Consider the following 17,564-nt stretch of genomic DNA (forward strand, 5'->3'; position numbering starts at 1 on the left):
AACTTCGTTTGCCGGTGCAAGGCCGGGTGATAGCGTTTCGATACGCGCCGTTGCTGGCGCAACCCGATTCCCCATCCCGGCTTACCCCATACGCAGGGCCGCACAGCGGCCCGGAGGCAATGCTATGTCTTCATCCCTGGCGCTCGTGCGCGACGTGTCTTCCTTCGAGTCCGGCGACGCCGCCGATGCGCGGGCGTCCGCGTCGCTCGACGTTCTCGAGCAGGTCGTCGGCGTGAACCTCGCGCGCTTGCGTGCCGAGCGGCAGTTGTCGCTCGATGCGCTCGCGCGGCTGTCCGGCGTGTCGCGCGCGATGCTCGCGCAGATCGAGTCGGCGCGCAGCGTGCCGTCGATCAAGGTGCTCTGCAAGATCGCCGCGGCGCTGAAGGTTTCGGTCGCCGCCTTCCTGCGCCGCCATGCGGTGAACGGCTTCGAGCACCTGGCGGCCGAGCGCGCGTCGCGCGTCGTCAGCTCGAACGGCCGCTTCTCGGCACGCGCGCTTTATCCGGAAGGCGAGCCGGCCGCGGCCGAATTCCATGAGCTGCGGATCGCGCCGCTGCACACGGAGCCCGGCGCACGCCGCGCGCCCGGCACGACGGTCAACCTCGTCGTCAGCGAGGGCACGCTCGAAGTCAGCGTGCACGACCGCCGCCAGTTGCTCGCGACCGGCGATGCGATCGTGTTCGATGCCGACCAGCCGTACAGCCTGCGCAACCCGGGCGACAGCGAGGCGCGCGCGTTTCGCGTGACGGTGAGCCCCGAGGTGCCGCCGCGCTGGCTCGTGCCCGATGCGGCACACGCCGCGCATGCGGCCGGCTGATCGCGCAGGCTGCCCGGAGCGGGCCGCGTTCCCGTCGTTCGGGCGGGATCGCGGGTCGTCCGTCGGCCGTTCGGACGATGCCGTTAGACGGGGTCGTCGGTAAGGTTTTAGCTGGAGTTCACTGCGCCGCGCGCGCAGCTGTTGTATGCTTGGCCCGCCGTTGACGGGGTTGTCCCGTCCGGCAATCAGTGCGTCTTCAGGGCGGGGCGAAATTCCCCACCGGCGGTAGGCTGGCGTAAGCCGGCGAGCCCGCGAGCGCCCGCGCATCCGCGCGGGGTCAGCAGATCTGGTCGAATGCCAGAGCCGACGGTCACAGTCCGGATGAGAGAAGATGTGCAGATAGTCATGTCCGCCAGGGCCGCTTCGCCACATGCGCGAAGCGGGTTGTCGTTCTGTCTGTTTGCAATGCCCTGAAACGTTTTTCGCCCAAACCGTATTTGCGAGGAGCGTTTCACATGTCCTTGATGTCCGTTTCGTCGGCACCTGCCGACGCCTTTGCCGATCTCCCGTTGCTGGATTCCGAACCGGTGCCGCCGCGCATCGCCGCCGCGCTCGATGCGATGCGCGCAGGCCGTGCGGTCGTGCTGCAGGACGACCACGACCGCGAGAACGAAGCCGACCTGATCGTTGCCGCCGAGCGCATCACGCCCGAGACGATGGCGCTGCTGATCCGCGAGTGCAGCGGCATCGTGTGCCTGTGCCTGACCGACGACACGGTGCGCGCGCTCGAGCTGCCGCCGATGGTGCAGACCAACGAGAGCCGCAACGGCACCGCGTTCACCGTCTCGATCGAGGCACGCGAAGGCGTGCATACGGGCGTATCGGCGGCCGATCGCGTGACGACGATTCGCGCGGCGATCGCCGAAGGGGCGAAGCCGCACGACATCGTGCGCCCCGGCCACGTGTTTCCGTTGCGTGCGCAGCCGGGCGGCGTGCTGGCACGCCGCGGTCACACCGAAGGCACGGTCGACCTGTCGATCCTCGCGGGCCTGAAGCCGGCCGGCGTGCTGTGCGAGCTGATGAATCCCGACGGCACGATGACGCGCGGCGACGATGTCGAGCGTTTCGCGCAACGGCACGGGCTGCCGATGCTGACGATCGCGGAACTCGTCGAGTTCCGCGAGGCGCTGGCCGCCGCGCGCGAGCGCTGCTGCGAACCGGCCTGAATGAAAGGGAAGGGGAAAGCGGGCGCGTTCATGCGCCCGTGGCACGGCGTGCGTGAAGCGGCGCACGCCGGAACGACCGTCAGGACTGTACGTCCGCGAATTCTCCGCGCATGCCGGCTTCGACGAACGCCGGCAGCTCGTCCATCCTGCGCATGATCCGCGTGATGCCCATCGCGCGCAGCGCGTCCGCGTAGTTGTCGGGGATGTGGCTCGCGCCGACGAACGCGATCGTCTTCATGCCCGCCGCCCGCGCGGCATTCAGCCCGGACACGCTGTCTTCGACGACGATGCAGCGCGCCGGCGCGACGCCGAGCGTTTGCGCCGCATGCAGGTAGACGTCGGGGTAGGGCTTCGGCCGCGCCACCTGCTCGGAGCTGAACACGCGATCGCCGAAGATCTCGGTGAGCGATGCGCGCTTCAGCGAACTGCGCACGCGCGCGAGCCGGCTGTTCGACACGACGGCCGCCGGCAGGCTCACCTGCAGCAGCGCGTCGCGCACGCCGGTGATCGGCGCGAGCGATTGCGCCAGCGCGCTCTCGATGTTGTGCTCGATCGTTTCGATGAAGTTGGCGGGCATCTCGATCCCGAAGCGGGATTCGATCCCGGCCAGGAAGCGCGACGTCTGCTGGCCGAACGCCGACTTCGCGGCGGCTTCGAAATCGATGTTCGGGAACGTGGAGGACAGCGTATCGAGCAGCACGCGGTCGGCGATGACTTCGCTGTCGACGAGCACGCCGTCGCAGTCGCAGATGAGGTGATCGAGCATGGTGGTGAAGAAGCGGAATGTCGGCGACGCAGATCAATTCGCCATCATACGTGCTTTCACGCGCATGCCGCGAGACGCTTCGGCAGGTTTTCCCGATGCCGCGCGTGTGGCCTGACGATTCCGGTCGCGCGGCTCGTCGCCGCGCGCGGGTTCGGCCGTGCGGTGGGGTTCGTCGAGGAAATGCGCGTGGGCGAGCATGCTGGTCGAACGCGGGATCGACGTGAGCCCGGCGGCCGTGGCGGATGCGGGCGTGAAGCTGAAGTCGCTCGTGTCGGCCGGAGGCGAGCGCCAGCGCGAACGTGGCGGGGGAGGCGCGAAGAAAGGCGCATGAAGCGCGCGGCGGTGGCGGCCGCGCGCTTCGGTCAGGCCGAGATCAGGCCATCGCGTGCAGGTGCAGGTACAGGCCGGCCGCCGCGGCGCCGCCCAGCAGCGGGCCGACGACGGGCACCCATGCATAGCGCCAGTCGCTGTCGCGCTTGCCGGGGATCGGCAGCAGCGCGTGCATGATGCGCGGCGACAGGTCGCGCGCGGGGCTCATCGCGTAGCCGGTCGGGCCGCCGAGCGAAATGCCGATGCCGAGCACGAGCAGGCCGACGGGTAGCGCGTCGAGCGCGCCGAGGCCGACCTGCGGCGACGCGAGGTACAGCACGCCGAGGATCAGCACGAACGTGCAGATCGCTTCGGTCAGCACGTTGTGCGTGACGCTGCGGATCGCGGGCGCCGTGCAGAACACCGCGAGCTTCAGGTCCGCATCGGCTTCCTTCGCGAAGTGCTGGCGATACGCGAGCCACACGAGCAGGGCGCCCGCCATCCCGCCGAGCATCTGCGCGAGGATGTAGCCGCCGACTTTCGACCACGCGAACTTGCCCGCGAGCGCGAGACTGATGGTGACGATCGGGTTCAGGTGCGCGCCGCTGAACGACGCGGTCACGTAGACGGCGACGAATACGGCCATCGCCCAGCCCATCACGATCACGATCAGGTCCGCGCCTTTGCCCTTGGTCTTTGCAAGCAGCACGTTTGCGACCGCGCCGTTGCCGAGCAGCACGAGGATCGCTGTGCCGATGAACTCTGCAATATAAGGTGACATGGTTGTCTCTCGTATGTCATCGCGGACTCGCGCGCGAGCGCGGTCCGCCGGTGTTGTTGTATTTCGTATGGATGGCTGACGATTACTGGGTATCGTCGGCCCACGCCTTCGCGGCGCGTACCGCGCGCTGCCAGCCGGCCATGCAGCTTTCGACCTGTTCCTTCGGCATCGACGGCGAGAAGCGGCGATCGAGCTGCCACTGGCTGCGCACTTCGTCGAGGTTCTTCCAGTAGCCGATCGCGAGGCCCGCGAGGTAGGCCGCGCCGAGCGCGGTCGTCTCGGTGATCTGCGGACGCACCGCGTCGACGCCGAGCAGGTCGGCCTGGAACTGCATCAGCAGGTCGTTCGCGCTCGCGCCGCCGTCGACGCGCAGCTCGCCGATGCTGATGCCCGAATCGGCTTCCATCGCGGCCAGCACGTCGAGCGACTGGTACGCGATCGAATCGAGCGCCGCCCGTGCGAGGTGCGCGGAGGTCGTGCCGCGCGTGACGCCGAATACCGAGCCGCGCGCCCGTGCGTTCCAGTGCGGCGCGCCGAGGCCGGCGAACGCGGGCACCAGGTAGACGCCGTCGGTGTGCGGCACGCTCGCGGCGAGCGCTTCGATTTCGGCGGCCGACTTGATGATGCCGACGCCGTCGCGCAGCCACTGCACCACCGCGCCCGCGATGAAGATGCTGCCTTCCAGCGCGTACTGCACGTTGTCGCCGATCTGCCAGGCGATCGTCGTGACGAGGTTGTTCTTCGATTCGATCGGCTTGTCGCCGGTGTTCATCATCAGGAAGCAGCCGGTGCCGTAGGTGTTCTTCACCATGCCGGACTGCGTGCACATCTGGCCGAACAGCGCCGCCTGCTGGTCGCCCGCGATGCCCGCGAGCGGGATCTTCGACGCGAACACGGTGGTCTTCGTGTGACCGTAGATTTCCGACGATGCCTTCACGTCCGGCAGCATGCTGCGCGGGATGTCGAGCATCTCGAGCAGTTCGTTGTCCCATTCGCGCGTGTGGATGTTGAACAGCATCGTGCGCGACGCGTTCGTGACGTCGGTCACGTGCAGTTCGTGCTTCGTGAAGTTCCACACGAGCCAGCTGTCGACGGTACCGAACGCGAGCTTGCCCTGCCTGGCCTTCTCGCGTGCGCCCGGCACGTTGTCGAGGATCCAGCGGATCTTGGTCCCGGAGAAGTACGAGTCGATCGGCAGGCCGGTCTTCGCGCGCACCTTCGCCTCGAGGCCCTGGGCTTTCAGCGAATCGCAGAAGTCGGCCGTGCGGCGATCCTGCCAGACGATCGCGTTGTAGACGGGCTGGCCGGTCTCGCGATCCCAGACGATCGTGGTTTCGCGCTGGTTGGTGATGCCGATCGCGGCGATCGACGTGCCGTTCAGGCCCGTGCGCGTGACGGCTTCGGCGGCGACGCCGGCTTGCGTCGACCAGATTTCCTGCGGGTCGTGCTCGACCCAGCCGGGTTGCGGGTAGATCTGCTCGAATTCCTTCTGGGCGATCGATACGATATTGCCCTGGCGATCGAACAGCATCGCGCGGGAACTCGTGGTGCCCTGGTCAAGCGCGAGGATGTACTGATCCTGCATGTCTCTCATCTCCATCCGTGGATTTGGCTTAGTTGTGATGCGCGCCGCATGGGGGGCGGCGCGTCGGTGAGTCAACGTCGGTACGGCAACTGCTACTGCATTCGGGTCAGGCCTGCGGCGCGTGCGCGGCGGCGAACCACGCGTCGATCGCGGCCGTCACCGCGTCGAGCGTGCCCGGAGCGACGTGCAGGCCGAGCTTCGAGCGGCGCCACAGCACGTCCTGCGCGCAGGTCGCCCATTCGGCGTCGCGCAGGTAGCGCAGTTCGGCGTCGTGGATGCCCGGGGCGATTTCGGTGCCGAGTTCGGCGAGCGACTTCGCGCCGTCGATCACGCGCTCCGCGCGCGTGCCGTACGCACGTGCATAGCGGCGGGCGAGCGCGGCGGGCAGCCACGGGTGGCGTTTCGCGAACGCGGCGGCGAACACGTCGAAGTTCGCGTTCGCGATGTCGCCGCCCGGCAGCGCGACGCCGGCCGTCCAGGTCTTCGCGTCGCGGCCGAGCGCGCGGCTCAGCATGTCGCCGGCTTCTTCCGCGAGCTTGCGGAACGTCGTGATCTTGCCGCCGAACACCGACAGCAGCGGCGCACCCGCGCCTTCGTCCATTTCGAGGCGGTAGTCGCGCGTGACGGCCGATGCGTTCGCGGCGTTCTCGTCTTCCAGCAGCGGGCGCACGCCCGAGTAGGTCCAGTGCACGTCGGCCGGCGAGATCTTGCGCTTGAAGTAGCGGTTGATCGAATCGCACAGGTACTGCGTCTCGTCGCGATCGATCGCGACCTGCGCGGGATCGCTCGTGTATTCGACGTCGGTCGTGCCGATCAGCGTGAAATCGTGTTCGTACGGAATCGCGAAGATGATCCGCTTGTCCGGGTTCTGGAAGATGTACGCGTGATCGTGATCGAACAGGCGGCGCGTGACGATGTGGCTGCCCTTCACGAGCCGCACGCTGTGATGCGCGCCGCGGCCGAGCGCGCCGTGCAGCAGTTCGCCGACCCACGGGCCGGCCGCGTTCGCGATCGCGCGCGCATGCACGACGCGGATCGAACCGTCGGCGTGCTGCAGCCGCGCTTCCCATTCGTCGCCGCGACGTTCGGCGGATACCAGCTTCGTGCGCGTGAGGATCTCGGCGCCGCGCTCCTTCGCGTCCAGCGCGTTCAGCACGACGAGGCGCGCGTCGTCGACCCAGCCGTCCGAATAGACGAAACCGCGCTTGATCGAATCGATCAGCGGCGCGCCGGCCGCGTGGCGGCGCATGTCGATGCCGCGCGAGCCGGGCAGCAGTTCGCGTTTCGCGAGGTGATCGTAGAGAAACAGGCCGATACGGATCAGCCAGGCCGGACGCAGGTTCGGCATGTGCGGCATCACGAAACGCAGCGGCCCCATGATGTGCGGCGCCGCGCGCAGCAGCGTCTCGCGTTCCTGCAGCGCCTTGCGCACGAGCCCGAACTCGTTGTACTCGAGGTAGCGCAGGCCGCCGTGAATCAGCTTCGTGCTGCACGACGACGTGTGCGACGCGAGATCGTCCTGCTCGCAGAGCAGGACCGACAGGCCGCGGCCGGCCGCATCGCGCGCGATGCCCGCGCCGTTGATGCCGCCGCCGACGACGAGCAGATCGTAGCGATTCGGTTGGGTCACCTGCTGTCCTTATCGTCTGAGGGAAATGGTTGAACAGAAAATGTTCGAATTCGAAATTTAACGAACGAAATCGAAAAAGTAAAGTTCGATAAAGCGGGGCCAGTAGCGCGCTGCGCGATCCCGGACGATACTGGCGGAATCGACCGTTTCGCGAGGTGAATCATGCGTATTGGGATGTGGGCCGGCGTGTGCGCCGTCCTTCTGGCGGGGTGCAGTGCCGGTATGCCGCCGCTCGTCGGCAACTGGCGCACGCCGTCGTTCGTCGATCTGCAGACGTCGTGCGGCGGCGCGGCGCGCGACTGGGGCGCGGACGCGCAGCCGGTCTATTCGACGCTGTACGACGCATACGTGGCTAAACGGTATCGCGGGCTGACCGAAGCGAACTATTGTGCGTTCGTAAACGAACTTTCGACGCGCTATGCGGCGCCCGACGCGGCGGCGCGTGCCGGCTGGATCGCGTATTTCAACGGCGCGCGCGCGCAAGCCATCAGCTGGCGGGCGGCGGTCGATCCGACGCTGCGCGGCGGCTGAAGCAGGTGGGGGGCGAGGCGGGGAAACGAGGAAGCAGAAGCGGCCGCGCGGCCCGGAATCCGGGCCGCGCGGTCAGGTCGGCAACGGTGTGGTTTTACGAATAGCGGTATTTGATGGATCGCAGCGCGGCGTCGCCGGTCTCGGTCACGCAGTATTTGCGCCCCGATCCGAGCCCTTCCAGGCGGACGAGCTGCTGCTCCAGCAGTGCGTCGATTTCGTCCCGATCCATCGAGGTTTGATCGGGAGCGTCCTTCACAAGCAATAGCGTGGCGAATTCATGCGGACTCAGCATCGTTCTCTCCATGGCGACCAGTCAGCCCGCGCGGCCGGCGCAACGGCCGGCGCGCGATACCCAGCGGGGTATGGTTTGGGGGGAAAAGCTGCATTCGCCGGCCATGCCATTCGTCCGCGCCCTGGCACAGGCGCAACGGTCGGACGGGCCGGGGAACTGGAGTCTAGTCGAGCATGCGGGCAACCACAAATCGTGCCCCGTTAATTTTCCGTTTGACAGCCGGGCCCCGCGCAAGCGGTTTGCTCGCAGCGCCAACTTCTTGATTTCACTTGAAGTTTCGGGTGCGGTGCAGCATCGCGGCCGTCACTCCGCGACGTACACCTGCGTGCCGGCGGCCGCCACCGCGTCGGCCATCTCCGGCGGCAGCGGCTTGTCGGTGAAGAGTGCGTGCACCTGGCTCAGGTGGCCCTGGCGCACCAGTGCCGGGCGGCCGACCTTCGAATGGTCGGCGACGAGGTAGACCGTGCGCGCATGCTGCATGATCGCCTCGGCCACACGCACCTCGCGCGTGTCGAAGTCGCGCAGCGTGCCGTCGGCCTCGATCGCCGACGTGCCGATGATCGCGTAGTCGACCTTGAACTGGCGGATGAAGTCGATCGCGAGTTCGCCGACGATCCCCTTGTCCCACGGCCGCACGATGCCGCCCGTGATCAGCACCTCGCAGTCGGGGTAGCCGCTCATCATCGACGCGACGTTCAGGTTGTTCGTGATCACGTGCAGCCCGTGGTGGCGGTTCAGCGCGCGTGCGACTTCCTCGGTGGTCGTGCCGAGGTTGATGAACAGCGACGCCTGGTCGGGAATGTGCGACGCCGCGAGCGCCGCGATGCGCCGCTTCTCGTCATGGAACATCCGCTGGCGCGCCGTGTACGACACGTTCTCGGAGCTGGTCGGCAGGCTCGCGCCGCCGTGATAGCGGCGCAGCAGGTTCAGGTCGGCGAGCCAGTTCACGTCGCGGCGGATCGTCTGCGGCGTCACCGCGAAGTGCGCGGCGAGATCGTCGACGGTCACGAAGCCGTCGCGCTGCACCCATTCGAGCAGTTCCTGCTGGCGCGCGTTGAGGGTGAGGCGGGGATCTCGGGTCATGGCTCGGTGGTCGTGTCGTGAGACGGAGCGGGTATTGTAAGGGCGGCAACGCCGTTAGGCCGGTATGGCCGCCAGGGTCGCCGGCAATTCATGCGGAAATTGCATTGATTCATGTGACAAATGAATTTGTGCGATCGCGCTGATCGCGCTGCAATGGCGGATTGCCCGCGCGCGCGGGTGCGCGCCCGGCGCTTCATTCAGCTTTCGACGAGGTGGAACCGATGACTGGCTTCAACTGGCACAACCCGTATCCGACGACCCGCATTCCGGTGTTCGCGCGCAACGTCGTGTCGACGTCGCACCCGCTCGCCGCGCAGGCCGGGCTCCGGATGCTGTGGAAGGGCGGCAACGCGGTCGACGCGGCGCTGGCCGCCGCGGCTGCGATCACGGTCGTCGAGCCCGTGTCGTGCGGGCTCGGGGGCGATGCGTTCGCGCTCGTGTGGGACGGCGAGCGGCTGTCCGGGCTGAACGCGTCGGGCGTCGCGCCGGCCGCGTGGAACGTCGACTATTTCCGCCGGCGCCACGGCGAGGCGGCGAACGGCATCGCGAACAAGCCGACGCGCGGCTGGGACACCGTCACCGTACCGGGCGTGATCGCGGGCTGGGAAGCGCTGCATGCGAAGTTCGGTTCGCTGCCGTTCGCGGACCTGCTCGAGCCGGCGATCGAGATCGCGGAGCGCGGTTATGCGGTGCCGCTGATCGTCGCGCACAAGTGGGCGGCCGCCGTGCCCGAGCTGCAGGGGCTGCCGGGCTTCGCGGAGACCTTCATGCCGCGCGGTCGCGCGCCGCTCGTCGGCGAGCGCGTGTGCCTGCCCGGTCATGCGCAGTCGCTGCGCACGCTCGCGAAGGAGGGGGCCCGCGCGTTCTACGAGGGCGCGCTCGCCGAGCGCATCGCCGCGTTCTCGCGCGAAGGCGGTGGCGCGCTGACCGCGGCCGACCTGCGAGCGTACCGGCCGGAATGGGTCGAGCCGATCGGCAAGCGCTTCGGCCGTCACACGATCCACGAGATTCCGCCGAACGGGCAGGGCATCGCCGCGCTGATCGCGCTCGGGATCGCCGAGCACGCGGGCGTGACGGAATGGCCGGTCGATTCGGTCGACTCGCAGCATCTGCAGATCGAGGCGATGAAGCTCGCGTTCGCGGATGTCTATCGCTACGTCGCCGATCCGCGCGCGATGGAGGTCACGCCTGAGCAGATGCTCGACGACGCGTATCTCGCCGAACGCGCGAAGCTGATCGATCCCGCGCGCGCGACACACTTCGGCGCCGGCCGGCCGCGTTCGGGCGGCACGATCTACCTGTCGGCGGCCGACGAGCGCGGGATGATGGTGAGCTTCATCCAGTCGAACTACATGGGCTTCGGTTCGGGGCTCGTCGTGCCCGGCACCGGCATCGCGCTGCAGAATCGCGGGCACGGCTTCTCGATGGACCCGGCGTCGCCGAACGTCGTCGCGGGCGGCAAGCGGCCGTTCCACACGATCATCCCGGCGTTCGTCACCGAGGAGGCCGACGGCCGCACGCAAGCCGTGATGAGCTTCGGCGTGATGGGCGGCGACATGCAGCCGCAGGGGCACCTGCAGACCGTCGTGCGGATGCTCGGCTACGGGCAGCAACCGCAGGCCGCCTGCGATGCGCCGCGCTGGAAGGTCAACCGCGACTTCACGCTCGACGTCGAGGCCACGATGAATCGCGCGACCGTCGATGCGCTGGCCGCGCGCGGCCATACGATCAAGTCGATCGACGATCCTTACATGGATTTCGGTTCCGGGCAGTTCATCTGGCGTCTCGACCGAGACGATCGCGAGCGCGGCTACGTGGCCGCGAGCGACAGCCGGCGCGACGGCCTGGCGGCAGGTTTCTGACGGATTGCCGTCCGCTTTCACCGGCATTTCCAGCGCTTCACGGGCGGCCGGACGGCCGCCCGTTTCGTTTGCCGCGGCCCGTATCGTCGAGCGGGCGCAAGCGGTTTGAAGGACTCGTCTAACGAACGGCAACAGACGTCGTGGAACTGCGCTTGTCAGGTATGGTCAGTGCTCTGGAGCACGAACGTCAAAGTCCGGCTAAGATGCCAGCATGGTTCGGCCGGACCAATCCACTATAAACGCAAGTAAAACGCCGCCTGCGGGTCGGTCGGCGCCTGTGCCGAAGGCATGGGCCGGCGCCCGTGCGACGACTGGGAGCGCACCACCATGGACACCAAAACGACGCATGTGATGCCGTGGCGCATCGAGGACATCGACCTGAACCGGATCGATCGTCAGCGTGCCGCCGCGAACGAGGATCTGTTGCTGCTGCTGTGCGCGTCGTCGTTCATCGAAAGCGGCTCGGATCTCTACACGAGCAATCTGAGCCAGTTCTTCAACGACGATCCGGAAGTCTCCGCATGGCTCAACAATGCATGGGAGCACGAAGAATTGCAGCACGGGCGCGCGCTGAAGGCGTATATCGCGCACGTGTGGCCCGAGTTCGACTGGGATACCGCGTTCGCGAATTTCTTCGCCGAGTATTCGTTGACCTGCAAGGTCGAGGCATTCGAGAAGACCCGCGCGCTCGAGATGGTCGCGCGCTGCGTCGTCGAGACGGGCACGGCCACGCTCTATCGCGCGATCAACGAATGCTCGGACGAGCCCGTGCTGAAGGAAATCACCGACAACATCCGCACGGACGAAGTGCGTCACTACAAGCACTTCTTCAAGTTCTTCAAGAAGTACAACCAGCTCGAAGGCAACGGCCGGCTCGCGGTGCTCGGCGCGCTCGCGCGTCGCGTGATGGAAATCAAGAACGAGGATTCCGAGATCGCGCTGCGCCACGTGTTCGCGGTCCGCTATCCGGATCGTGTCGGCGACAGCCAGTACAACCGTGAGCGCGCCGCGCGCATCAGCAAGCTGGTGCGGCGCAACCTGTCGGCCGACATGTGCGTGAAGATGCTGCTCAAGCCGCTCGACCTGCCCGCGAAGATCCAGCCGGGCGTCCACTATCCGCTCACGAAGATCACGCGGCACGTGTTCCTGCGCTGATCGCCGCGGCGCGGCCCGTCGCGCGTATGCTGCGGCTTGTTCATCCGCTTTCCACCGGGGCCACGCCACCATGACCGATACCCATCGCCACGCGCTCGAACAATGGACGTTCGATGCGTGGCCGCCGGCCGTCGTCTCGCTGTTCGACGGCACGGCGCTCGAGCGTCATGCCGACTTCGCCGCATCGCTGATCGTCGCGACCGACGACGGCCAGTTGCGCACGACGCTGCTCGGCGTCGGCGAGATCTATGCACACGATGCGCGCACGCTGCTGCTTGCGCTCTGGTCGCAATCGCGTGCGGCGCGCGCGGTCGCGCAACGGCGCACGGCCGCGCTGACGCTCGTCGCGGACGGCGCGTTCTTTCAGGCGCAATTGACGATGGAGCCGCTCGAAGGGGACTTTGGCGGACTGGCCGGATTCGCTGCGACGATCGCGCACGGCGATGCGCAGCGGGTCGGTTATGCGCGTCTCGCGACAGGCGTCACGTTCACGCTGGAAGGGGAGCGCGCCGCGGTGCTCGAACGCTGGCAACGCCAGGTCGAGCACCTGCGGCGCGCGGCCGCGCGGCTTCAGTGACCGCGCTGGCCGCTGCGCGACGAACGGTTGCGGTTCGGGTGCGCGGCGTTGCCGTTCGCGGGGCGTGCGCCATTGCCGCCGCCCGCCGGGCGTCCGCCGCTGCCGCCGGCACCGCCTTGCGCGCGCGGCTTCGCGGCCTTCTGCTGCGATGCTTTCGGCTGTGCGTTGCCGTCGCGTTTCGCGGCCGGCTGGCCTGAGCCGCCCGCACGCGGCTGGCGATTGCCGCCACCGCCGCCACCGCCGCGCGGCTGCTGTTGCCCGCGGCGCTGCTGGATCGGCTCCGGCTTCGCGTTCGGATCGGGTTCGAAGCCCGCGATCACTTCCTGCGGAATCTCGCGCTTGATCAGCCGCTCGATGTCGCGCAGCAGTTGCTTCTCGTCGACGCACACGAGCGACACGGCTTCGCCGGTCGCGCCCGCGCGGCCCGTGCGGCCGATCCGGTGCACGTAGTCTTCCGGCACGTTCGGCAGGTCGAAGTTGACGACGTGCGGCAACTGGTCGATGTCGATCCCGCGCGCGGCGATATCGGTCGCGACGAGCACCTGCAGCGTGCTGTTCTTGAACTCCGCCAGCGCGCGCGTGCGGGCCGACTGGCTCTTGTTGCCGTGGATCGCCATCGCGCTGATGCCGTCCTTCGTCAGCTGCTCGGCAAGCCGGTTCGCGCCGTGCTTCGTGCGCGTGAACACGAGCACCTGGAACCAGTTGTGTTCGCGGATCAGGTGCGTGAGCAGTTCGCGCTTGCGGTCGCGGTCTACCGGGTGGATCTTCTGCGCGACGCTTTCGGCGGTCGTGTTGCGGCGTGCGACCTCGATCAGCGCGGGTGAGTCGAGCAGGCTGTCGGCGAGCGCCTTGATCTCGTCGGAGAACGTGGCCGAGAACAGCAGGTTCTGGCGCTGCGGCGGCAGCTTCGCGAGCACGCGCTTGATGTCGTGGATGAAGCCCATGTCGAGCATCCGGTCGGCTTCGTCGAGCACGAGGATGTCGAGGTCCGACAGGTCGATCGTCTTCTGCTGCATGTGATCGAGCAGGCGGCCCGGCGTCGCGACGACGATGTCGACACCGCGCTTGAGCGCGTCGATCTGCGGATTGATGCTGACGCCGCCGAACATCACGGTCGAGCGCAGCTTCAGGTACTTGCTGTAGGCACGGACGCTTTCCTCGACCTGGGCGGCGAGTTCGCGCGTCGGCGTGAGGATCAGCGCGCGCACCGCGCGCTTCGCGCCGCGATGCTCGGCGTAGAACGTGTGCAGGCGTTGCAGGATCGGCAGCGTGAAGCCTGCCGTCTTGCCGGTGCCCGTCTGCGCACCGGCGAGCAGGTCGCCGCCGCCGAGGACGGCAGGGATCGCCTGCTGCTGGATGGGAGTCGGCGACGTATAGCCGAGCTCGTTGACCGCCTTGACGAGCGGTTCGGCCAGGCCGAGAGATTCGAAAGACATAGATACCACTCTTCAGTTTTATGATCGGCGACGTCTCGCGCGGCCCGCGCGGGAGGTGACATCGCAAATTGCAAAATGCAAAAGGGCGCGGCCGCGGTTTCCCGCAGCCGCGCCCCGTGTGTGTCAGCCGCTTCTTAGTCGAGCGGCGCGGAACGCAGGTCGCTCACCTGTTGCGGCGAGATCGGCGTACCGTTGTTACCCCACGACATCCGGATATACGTGACGACCGCCGCAACCTCCTGGTTCGACAGCGACTGTGCGAACGGCGGCATCCCGTACGGACGCGGATTCTTGAACGTGCTCGGCGGATAGCCACCGTTGAGCACCATGCGGATCGGGTTGACCGCCGATTCCATCACGATCGAGTGGTTGCCCGCGAGCGGCGGATAGGCCGGCGGCTTGCCCGCGCCGGTTTCGGCGTGGCAGGTCGCGCAGTTGTCCGCGTAGATCTTCTTGCCCTGGTCGAACAGCGCGTTGCCGAACTGCTTCGACGGCTCGTACTGCATGTTCTTCGGCGCTTCAGCCTTCTGCGGGATCGACTTCAGGTACGTCGACATCGCGCGCGTATCTTCGTCGCTCATGTACTGCAGGCTGTTGTGCACGACGTCGGCCATCGGGCCGAACACCGCGCCCTTGTTCGACACGCCGGCTTGCAGCAGGTCGGACAGCTCCTGCACGTGCCAGTCGCCGAGGCCGAGTTCCTTGTCGTTCGTCAGCGACGGCGCATACCAGTTCTGCAGCGGGATCAGGCCGCCCGCGAAGGCTGCCGAGCTCACCGGGCCGCCCATCATGTTGATCGACGTGTGGCACATCGAGCAGTGGCCGAGGCCCTCGACGAGGTACGCACCGCGGTTCCATTCGACCGACTTGGTCGGATCCGGCTTGTACTCGCCTTCCTTGAAGAACAGCGTGCGCCAGCCGATCAGCAGGTTGCGGTTGTTGAACGGGAACTTCAGTTCGTGCGGACGGCTCGGCACCGACACCGGCGCGACCGAGCGCAGGTACGCGTAGATCGCGTCGGAATCCGCGCGCGTGACCTTCGTGTAGCTCGCGAACGGGAAGCCCGGGTAGAGCAGGCTGCCGTCCTTCGAACGGCCGGTGTGCATCGCGCGGTAGAAGTCGTCCGACGTCCACTTGCCGATGCCGTCCTTGTCGTCCGGCGTGATGTTCGGCGTGTACATCGTGCCGAACGGCGTCGCCATCGGCAGGCCGCCCGCGAACGACTTGCCGCCGCGCACGGTGTGGCACGCGATACAGTCGCCAACGCGCGCGAGGTACTCGCCCTTCTTGATCAGTGCGGCCTGGTCGGCCGGCGTGGCCGCAACGGCGGCGGCGCCGTGCAGCGTGTCGTTGCCCGGCCACAGGACCGGCACGAGGGCGGCGGCCGCGACGATCGCGACAGCCGAGAGTGCAAACAGGGACTTGCGTTTCATTGTGTCTGTCTCCCTTGCCTTATTGCGGTTCGCTGCCGCAGGCGAGCGGAGTCTTCATCGAACGCGCCGGAGCCGGCACGGGGTTGGCGGGCGCCGGTTGCGCGGCGAGCCATGCGGTCACGGCCGTCACGTCTTCGTCGGAAAGCTTCGAAGCGACTTCATGCATGCAATCGGGCGCCTTCGCGTGGCGGTTGCCCGAGCGCCATGCACCGATCTGCGCGCTCAGGTAGTCGGCGTGCAGGCCGACCAGGCCCGGGATCGCCGGCTGCATGCCGGTGAGCGTCGCGCCGTGGCAGGCCACGCAGGCCGGCAGCTTGCGGGACGGGTCGCCTTGCGTGACGAGCTGCTTGCCGCGCGCGAGCGTCGCGGCCGGCAGCGTCGGCTTCGCCGGCGCCGGGTACGGCGGGCGTTCGGCCGAGAAGTGCTCGGCCATCTCGCGCAGGTAGTCGTCGTTCAGGTACGTCAGCAGGTAGTTCATCGGCGGGTACTTGCGCCGTCCGTCACGGAAGTTGACGAGCTGGTTGTACAGGTACTCGGCCGGCTTGCCGGCAAGACGCGGGAAGTAGTCGTTGTCCGTACCCTGGCCATGGACGCCATGGCAGGCCGTACAGCCGCGCACGCGCTCGGCCATGGTATCGGGTGCCTTGAGCGGCGCCTGCTGGGCGTGCGCTTGCTCCGTGGGCTTGGTCTGCGCTTGGGCAGCGCTCATAAGGCCCGCGCCGCCGAACATCAGAACGGCGAGCAGCGGACGGAAGAGGCGTCTTGAAGACACACGAGACTCCATGTTTATTCGACGGGGACCTGTCCGGGCTACGATCGGCTCGGCGCATGACGGCAAGGCAGCCGGGCTGCTGCGACGCGGCATTCTATCATCGATGGGTAATGACGGCTATTTGGCAAAAGGACATCGGTTCCTGTCCGTTTGCGACTTGCGACAATTTGACGCGCATTGCGCCGCACCTGTGTGAACCGGCGTGCGTTTTCACCATCGAAGACCGTACACTCGCGGGTCGCGCGGCGCCGCCTCCGCCGCAGGTCCAGTCATTTCTCCCGTTTCCGGATTCATCGATGACGTTTTCTACCGTGCCGTTGCCTTCCTCACGCTGTCCGTCCCGTTGCCGCATCGTCGGCCTGCCGCTTTCGGGAGGGTGCGCGCGATGAAGTTCGACAGCTTGTGGATCGGTCAGGTCGCGCTCGCGGCGCTGATGGACGCCGCGTTCGCGATGGCGGTCGGCTCGGCGCTGCTCAAGGCTTGGCTCGGCAAGGACGGGGCACGTCCGGTCGTCGCGCCGTCCCATCCCGCGTGGCTGCGCGCGCAACATTCGCTGGTCGCGGCGGCGCTGGCGCTGGTGCTCGCGGATCTCGGCTGGCTCGTCTACGAGGCCGCGACGATGAGCGGCGCGGGGCTCGGCGGCGCGTTCGCCGCGATTCCCGTGATGCTGACGCAGACCCATACGGGCTTCGCATGGAGCGTCGCGTTCGCCGGCGCCGTGGTGCTCGCGATCGTCGCGCTGGCGAAGCCGGAAGGCCCGGTCGCGCACGCGGTGCTGTGGCTCGCGGTGATCGTGGTCGCGGCCGGCAAGGCCTCGCTCGGCCATGCGGCCGACACGGGTGCGCTGTCCGCGGCGGTCGGCGTGCAGACGCTGCACCTGCTCGCGACCGCCGTGTGGGGCGGCCTCGTGCTCGCGGGCGGGCTCGCGGTGCTGCCGGCGCTCGGTTCGTCGGTCGCGCGCGGCGCACTGATCCGCATCGGCCAGCACCTGTCCCGTACGTCGATCGTCGCGGTCGTGTTCGTGCTCGGCACCGGCGCGCTCAATGCAATCCGCGGGCTCGGCGGGTCGCTTGCGCCGCTCGACGGCAGCACGTGGGGGCGCGTGTTGCTGCTGAAGCTGCTGCTCGTCGCGCTCGCGCTCGTGCTCGGCGGCCTGAACCGCTTCTCGGCGCTGCCGCGCCTGCGCCGCACCGCGTCGACCGAGGATGCGCACACGTTCCGCAACATCCTGCATCTCGAGGCGCTGACGATGATCGGCGTGTTCGTCGCGGCCGCGGTGCTGTCGTTCAGCGTGCCGGGGTTCGCGGCGCTCGGCTGACGGCCGGTTGCGCGCGGCGCGACGCCAGGCCGCCGACGCGCATCCGCCACG

At 67.8% G+C, this 17,564-nt stretch carries 16 protein-coding genes, 1 pseudogene and 1 riboswitch; of the genes and pseudogenes, 8 read left to right on the top strand and 9 right to left on the bottom strand.

The window, feature by feature from the left end:
* Positions 1 to 124: 124 nt before the first annotated feature.
* Together VK92_RS33785 and ribB are read left to right on the top strand one after the other, a co-directional pair.
* Positions 125 to 817 (top strand): helix-turn-helix domain-containing protein, encoded by a 693-nt coding sequence (locus VK92_RS33785; protein ID WP_021160158.1) that lies wholly within the window; start codon positions 125 to 127, stop codon positions 815 to 817.
* Positions 818 to 1,005: 188 nt separating this feature from the next.
* Positions 1,006 to 1,154: riboswitch (FMN riboswitch) on the top strand.
* Between the two features lie 118 nt (positions 1,155 to 1,272).
* Entirely contained in the window at positions 1,273 to 1,983 is a 711-nt protein-coding gene (ribB, locus tag VK92_RS33790) for a 3,4-dihydroxy-2-butanone-4-phosphate synthase (RefSeq protein ID WP_027789183.1), read from the top strand.
* Positions 1,984 to 2,062: 79 nt separating this feature from the next.
* Here ribB and VK92_RS33795 read toward each other — a convergent pair whose 3' ends face one another.
* Positions 2,063 to 2,749 carry an HAD family hydrolase gene (locus tag VK92_RS33795; protein ID WP_048025979.1) on the bottom strand — a complete coding sequence of 229 codons (687 nt, stop codon included), beginning with the start codon at positions 2,747 to 2,749 and terminating at the stop codon, positions 2,063 to 2,065.
* Positions 2,750 to 2,875: 126 nt separating this feature from the next.
* On the opposite strand from VK92_RS33795, the pseudogene VK92_RS41070 reads away from it, so the two are divergent.
* Positions 2,876 to 3,080 (top strand): annotated as a pseudogene (locus VK92_RS41070) (hypothetical protein); the annotation flags it as partial.
* 42 nt (positions 3,081 to 3,122) lie between these two features.
* Here VK92_RS41070 and VK92_RS33800 read toward each other — a convergent pair.
* The 3 genes from VK92_RS33800 to glpD all read right to left on the bottom strand — a co-directional run bounded on the left by VK92_RS33800 (position 3,123) and on the right by glpD (position 7,054).
* Positions 3,123 to 3,839, bottom strand: a complete 717-nt coding sequence (locus VK92_RS33800; RefSeq protein WP_021160162.1) for an MIP/aquaporin family protein — start codon at positions 3,837 to 3,839, stop codon at positions 3,123 to 3,125.
* A gap of 82 nt (positions 3,840 to 3,921) precedes the next feature.
* Positions 3,922 to 5,424, bottom strand: a complete 1,503-nt coding sequence (glpK, locus tag VK92_RS33805) for a glycerol kinase GlpK (protein ID WP_021160163.1) — start codon at positions 5,422 to 5,424, stop codon at positions 3,922 to 3,924.
* Positions 5,425 to 5,530: 106 nt separating this feature from the next.
* Positions 5,531 to 7,054 (bottom strand): glycerol-3-phosphate dehydrogenase, encoded by a 1,524-nt coding sequence (gene glpD, locus VK92_RS33810; protein WP_048025980.1) that lies wholly within the window; start codon positions 7,052 to 7,054, stop codon positions 5,531 to 5,533.
* A gap of 162 nt (positions 7,055 to 7,216) precedes the next feature.
* On the opposite strand from glpD, the gene VK92_RS33815 reads away from it, so the two are divergent.
* Positions 7,217 to 7,585, top strand: a complete 369-nt coding sequence (locus tag VK92_RS33815; RefSeq protein ID WP_042975499.1) for a hypothetical protein — start codon at positions 7,217 to 7,219, stop codon at positions 7,583 to 7,585.
* 94 nt (positions 7,586 to 7,679) lie between these two features.
* On the opposite strand, the gene VK92_RS33820 is transcribed toward VK92_RS33815, so the two are convergent.
* Both VK92_RS33820 and VK92_RS33825 read right to left on the bottom strand, forming a co-directional pair.
* The gene (locus VK92_RS33820) at positions 7,680 to 7,877 is read right to left on the bottom strand and encodes a hypothetical protein (protein ID WP_021160166.1); all 198 of its coding nucleotides are present in this window, start codon (positions 7,875 to 7,877) and stop codon (positions 7,680 to 7,682) included.
* A 303-nt stretch (positions 7,878 to 8,180) separates the two neighbouring features.
* Complete coding sequence (locus tag VK92_RS33825; protein WP_048025981.1) at positions 8,181 to 8,960, bottom strand: DeoR/GlpR family DNA-binding transcription regulator; 780 nt, start codon at positions 8,958 to 8,960, stop codon at positions 8,181 to 8,183.
* 221 nt (positions 8,961 to 9,181) lie between these two features.
* Here VK92_RS33825 and VK92_RS33830 point away from each other — a divergent pair, with 221 nt between their 5' ends.
* The 3 genes from VK92_RS33830 to VK92_RS33840 all read left to right on the top strand — a co-directional run bounded on the left by VK92_RS33830 (position 9,182) and on the right by VK92_RS33840 (position 12,554).
* Positions 9,182 to 10,822: a gamma-glutamyltransferase family protein gene (locus tag VK92_RS33830; RefSeq protein WP_048025982.1), complete on the top strand. Its 1,641-nt coding sequence runs from the start codon at positions 9,182 to 9,184 to the stop codon at positions 10,820 to 10,822.
* Positions 10,823 to 11,149: 327 nt separating this feature from the next.
* Complete coding sequence (locus VK92_RS33835) at positions 11,150 to 11,977, top strand: ferritin-like domain-containing protein (RefSeq protein ID WP_027789191.1); 828 nt, start codon at positions 11,150 to 11,152, stop codon at positions 11,975 to 11,977.
* Positions 11,978 to 12,047: 70 nt separating this feature from the next.
* A complete protein-coding gene (locus tag VK92_RS33840; RefSeq protein ID WP_048025983.1) occupies positions 12,048 to 12,554 on the top strand; it encodes a hypothetical protein in 507 nt (168 codons plus the stop codon).
* Here the strand turns inward: VK92_RS33840 and VK92_RS33845 are convergent.
* The 3 genes from VK92_RS33845 to VK92_RS33855 form a co-directional block, all read right to left on the bottom strand.
* Positions 12,548 to 13,990 (bottom strand): DEAD/DEAH box helicase, encoded by a 1,443-nt coding sequence (locus tag VK92_RS33845; protein ID WP_048025984.1) that lies wholly within the window; start codon positions 13,988 to 13,990, stop codon positions 12,548 to 12,550. The two genes, VK92_RS33840 and VK92_RS33845, sit on opposite strands and share 7 nt — an antisense overlap.
* Before the next feature lie 134 nt (positions 13,991 to 14,124).
* Entirely contained in the window at positions 14,125 to 15,423 is a 1,299-nt protein-coding gene (locus VK92_RS33850) for a c-type cytochrome (protein ID WP_021160171.1), read from the bottom strand.
* A gap of 19 nt (positions 15,424 to 15,442) precedes the next feature.
* Positions 15,443 to 16,207, bottom strand: coding sequence for a c-type cytochrome (locus tag VK92_RS33855; protein ID WP_042975501.1), 765 nt, complete (start codon positions 16,205 to 16,207; stop codon positions 15,443 to 15,445).
* 373 nt (positions 16,208 to 16,580) lie between these two features.
* On the opposite strand from VK92_RS33855, the gene VK92_RS33860 reads away from it, so the two are divergent.
* Positions 16,581 to 17,513, top strand: coding sequence for a CopD family protein (locus tag VK92_RS33860; RefSeq protein ID WP_021160174.1), 933 nt, complete (start codon positions 16,581 to 16,583; stop codon positions 17,511 to 17,513).
* The last annotated feature ends 51 nt before the right edge of the window (positions 17,514 to 17,564 follow it).

Origin of the sequence: Burkholderia sp. LK4, assembly GCF_001043615.1 — a bacterium.
Taxonomy (GTDB): Bacteria; Pseudomonadota; Gammaproteobacteria; order Burkholderiales; family Burkholderiaceae; genus Burkholderia; species Burkholderia cepacia.

What these genes read in the sequence shown, in the direction of transcription:
- ribB (WP_027789183.1), top strand. Translation starts at nt 1,273, where the DNA reads ATGTCCTTGATGTCCGTTTCGTCGGCACCTGCCGACGCCTTTGCCGAT.
- VK92_RS33825 (WP_048025981.1), bottom strand. Translation starts at nt 8,960, where the DNA reads ATGACCCGAGATCCCCGCCTCACCCTCAACGCGCGCCAGCAGGAACTG.
- VK92_RS33830 (WP_048025982.1), top strand. Translation starts at nt 9,182, where the DNA reads ATGACTGGCTTCAACTGGCACAACCCGTATCCGACGACCCGCATTCCG.
- VK92_RS33795 (WP_048025979.1), bottom strand. Translation starts at nt 2,749, where the DNA reads ATGCTCGATCACCTCATCTGCGACTGCGACGGCGTGCTCGTCGACAGC.
- VK92_RS33835 (WP_027789191.1), top strand. Translation starts at nt 11,150, where the DNA reads ATGGACACCAAAACGACGCATGTGATGCCGTGGCGCATCGAGGACATC.
- VK92_RS33860 (WP_021160174.1), top strand. Translation starts at nt 16,581, where the DNA reads ATGAAGTTCGACAGCTTGTGGATCGGTCAGGTCGCGCTCGCGGCGCTG.
- VK92_RS33820 (WP_021160166.1), bottom strand. Translation starts at nt 7,877, where the DNA reads ATGCTGAGTCCGCATGAATTCGCCACGCTATTGCTTGTGAAGGACGCT.
- glpK (WP_021160163.1), bottom strand. Translation starts at nt 5,424, where the DNA reads ATGCAGGATCAGTACATCCTCGCGCTTGACCAGGGCACCACGAGTTCC.
- VK92_RS33845 (WP_048025984.1), bottom strand. Translation starts at nt 13,990, where the DNA reads ATGTCTTTCGAATCTCTCGGCCTGGCCGAACCGCTCGTCAAGGCGGTC.
- VK92_RS33785 (WP_021160158.1), top strand. Translation starts at nt 125, where the DNA reads ATGTCTTCATCCCTGGCGCTCGTGCGCGACGTGTCTTCCTTCGAGTCC.
- VK92_RS33840 (WP_048025983.1), top strand. Translation starts at nt 12,048, where the DNA reads ATGACCGATACCCATCGCCACGCGCTCGAACAATGGACGTTCGATGCG.
- VK92_RS33855 (WP_042975501.1), bottom strand. Translation starts at nt 16,207, where the DNA reads ATGGAGTCTCGTGTGTCTTCAAGACGCCTCTTCCGTCCGCTGCTCGCC.
- VK92_RS33815 (WP_042975499.1), top strand. Translation starts at nt 7,217, where the DNA reads ATGCGTATTGGGATGTGGGCCGGCGTGTGCGCCGTCCTTCTGGCGGGG.
- VK92_RS33850 (WP_021160171.1), bottom strand. Translation starts at nt 15,423, where the DNA reads ATGAAACGCAAGTCCCTGTTTGCACTCTCGGCTGTCGCGATCGTCGCG.
- VK92_RS33800 (WP_021160162.1), bottom strand. Translation starts at nt 3,839, where the DNA reads ATGTCACCTTATATTGCAGAGTTCATCGGCACAGCGATCCTCGTGCTG.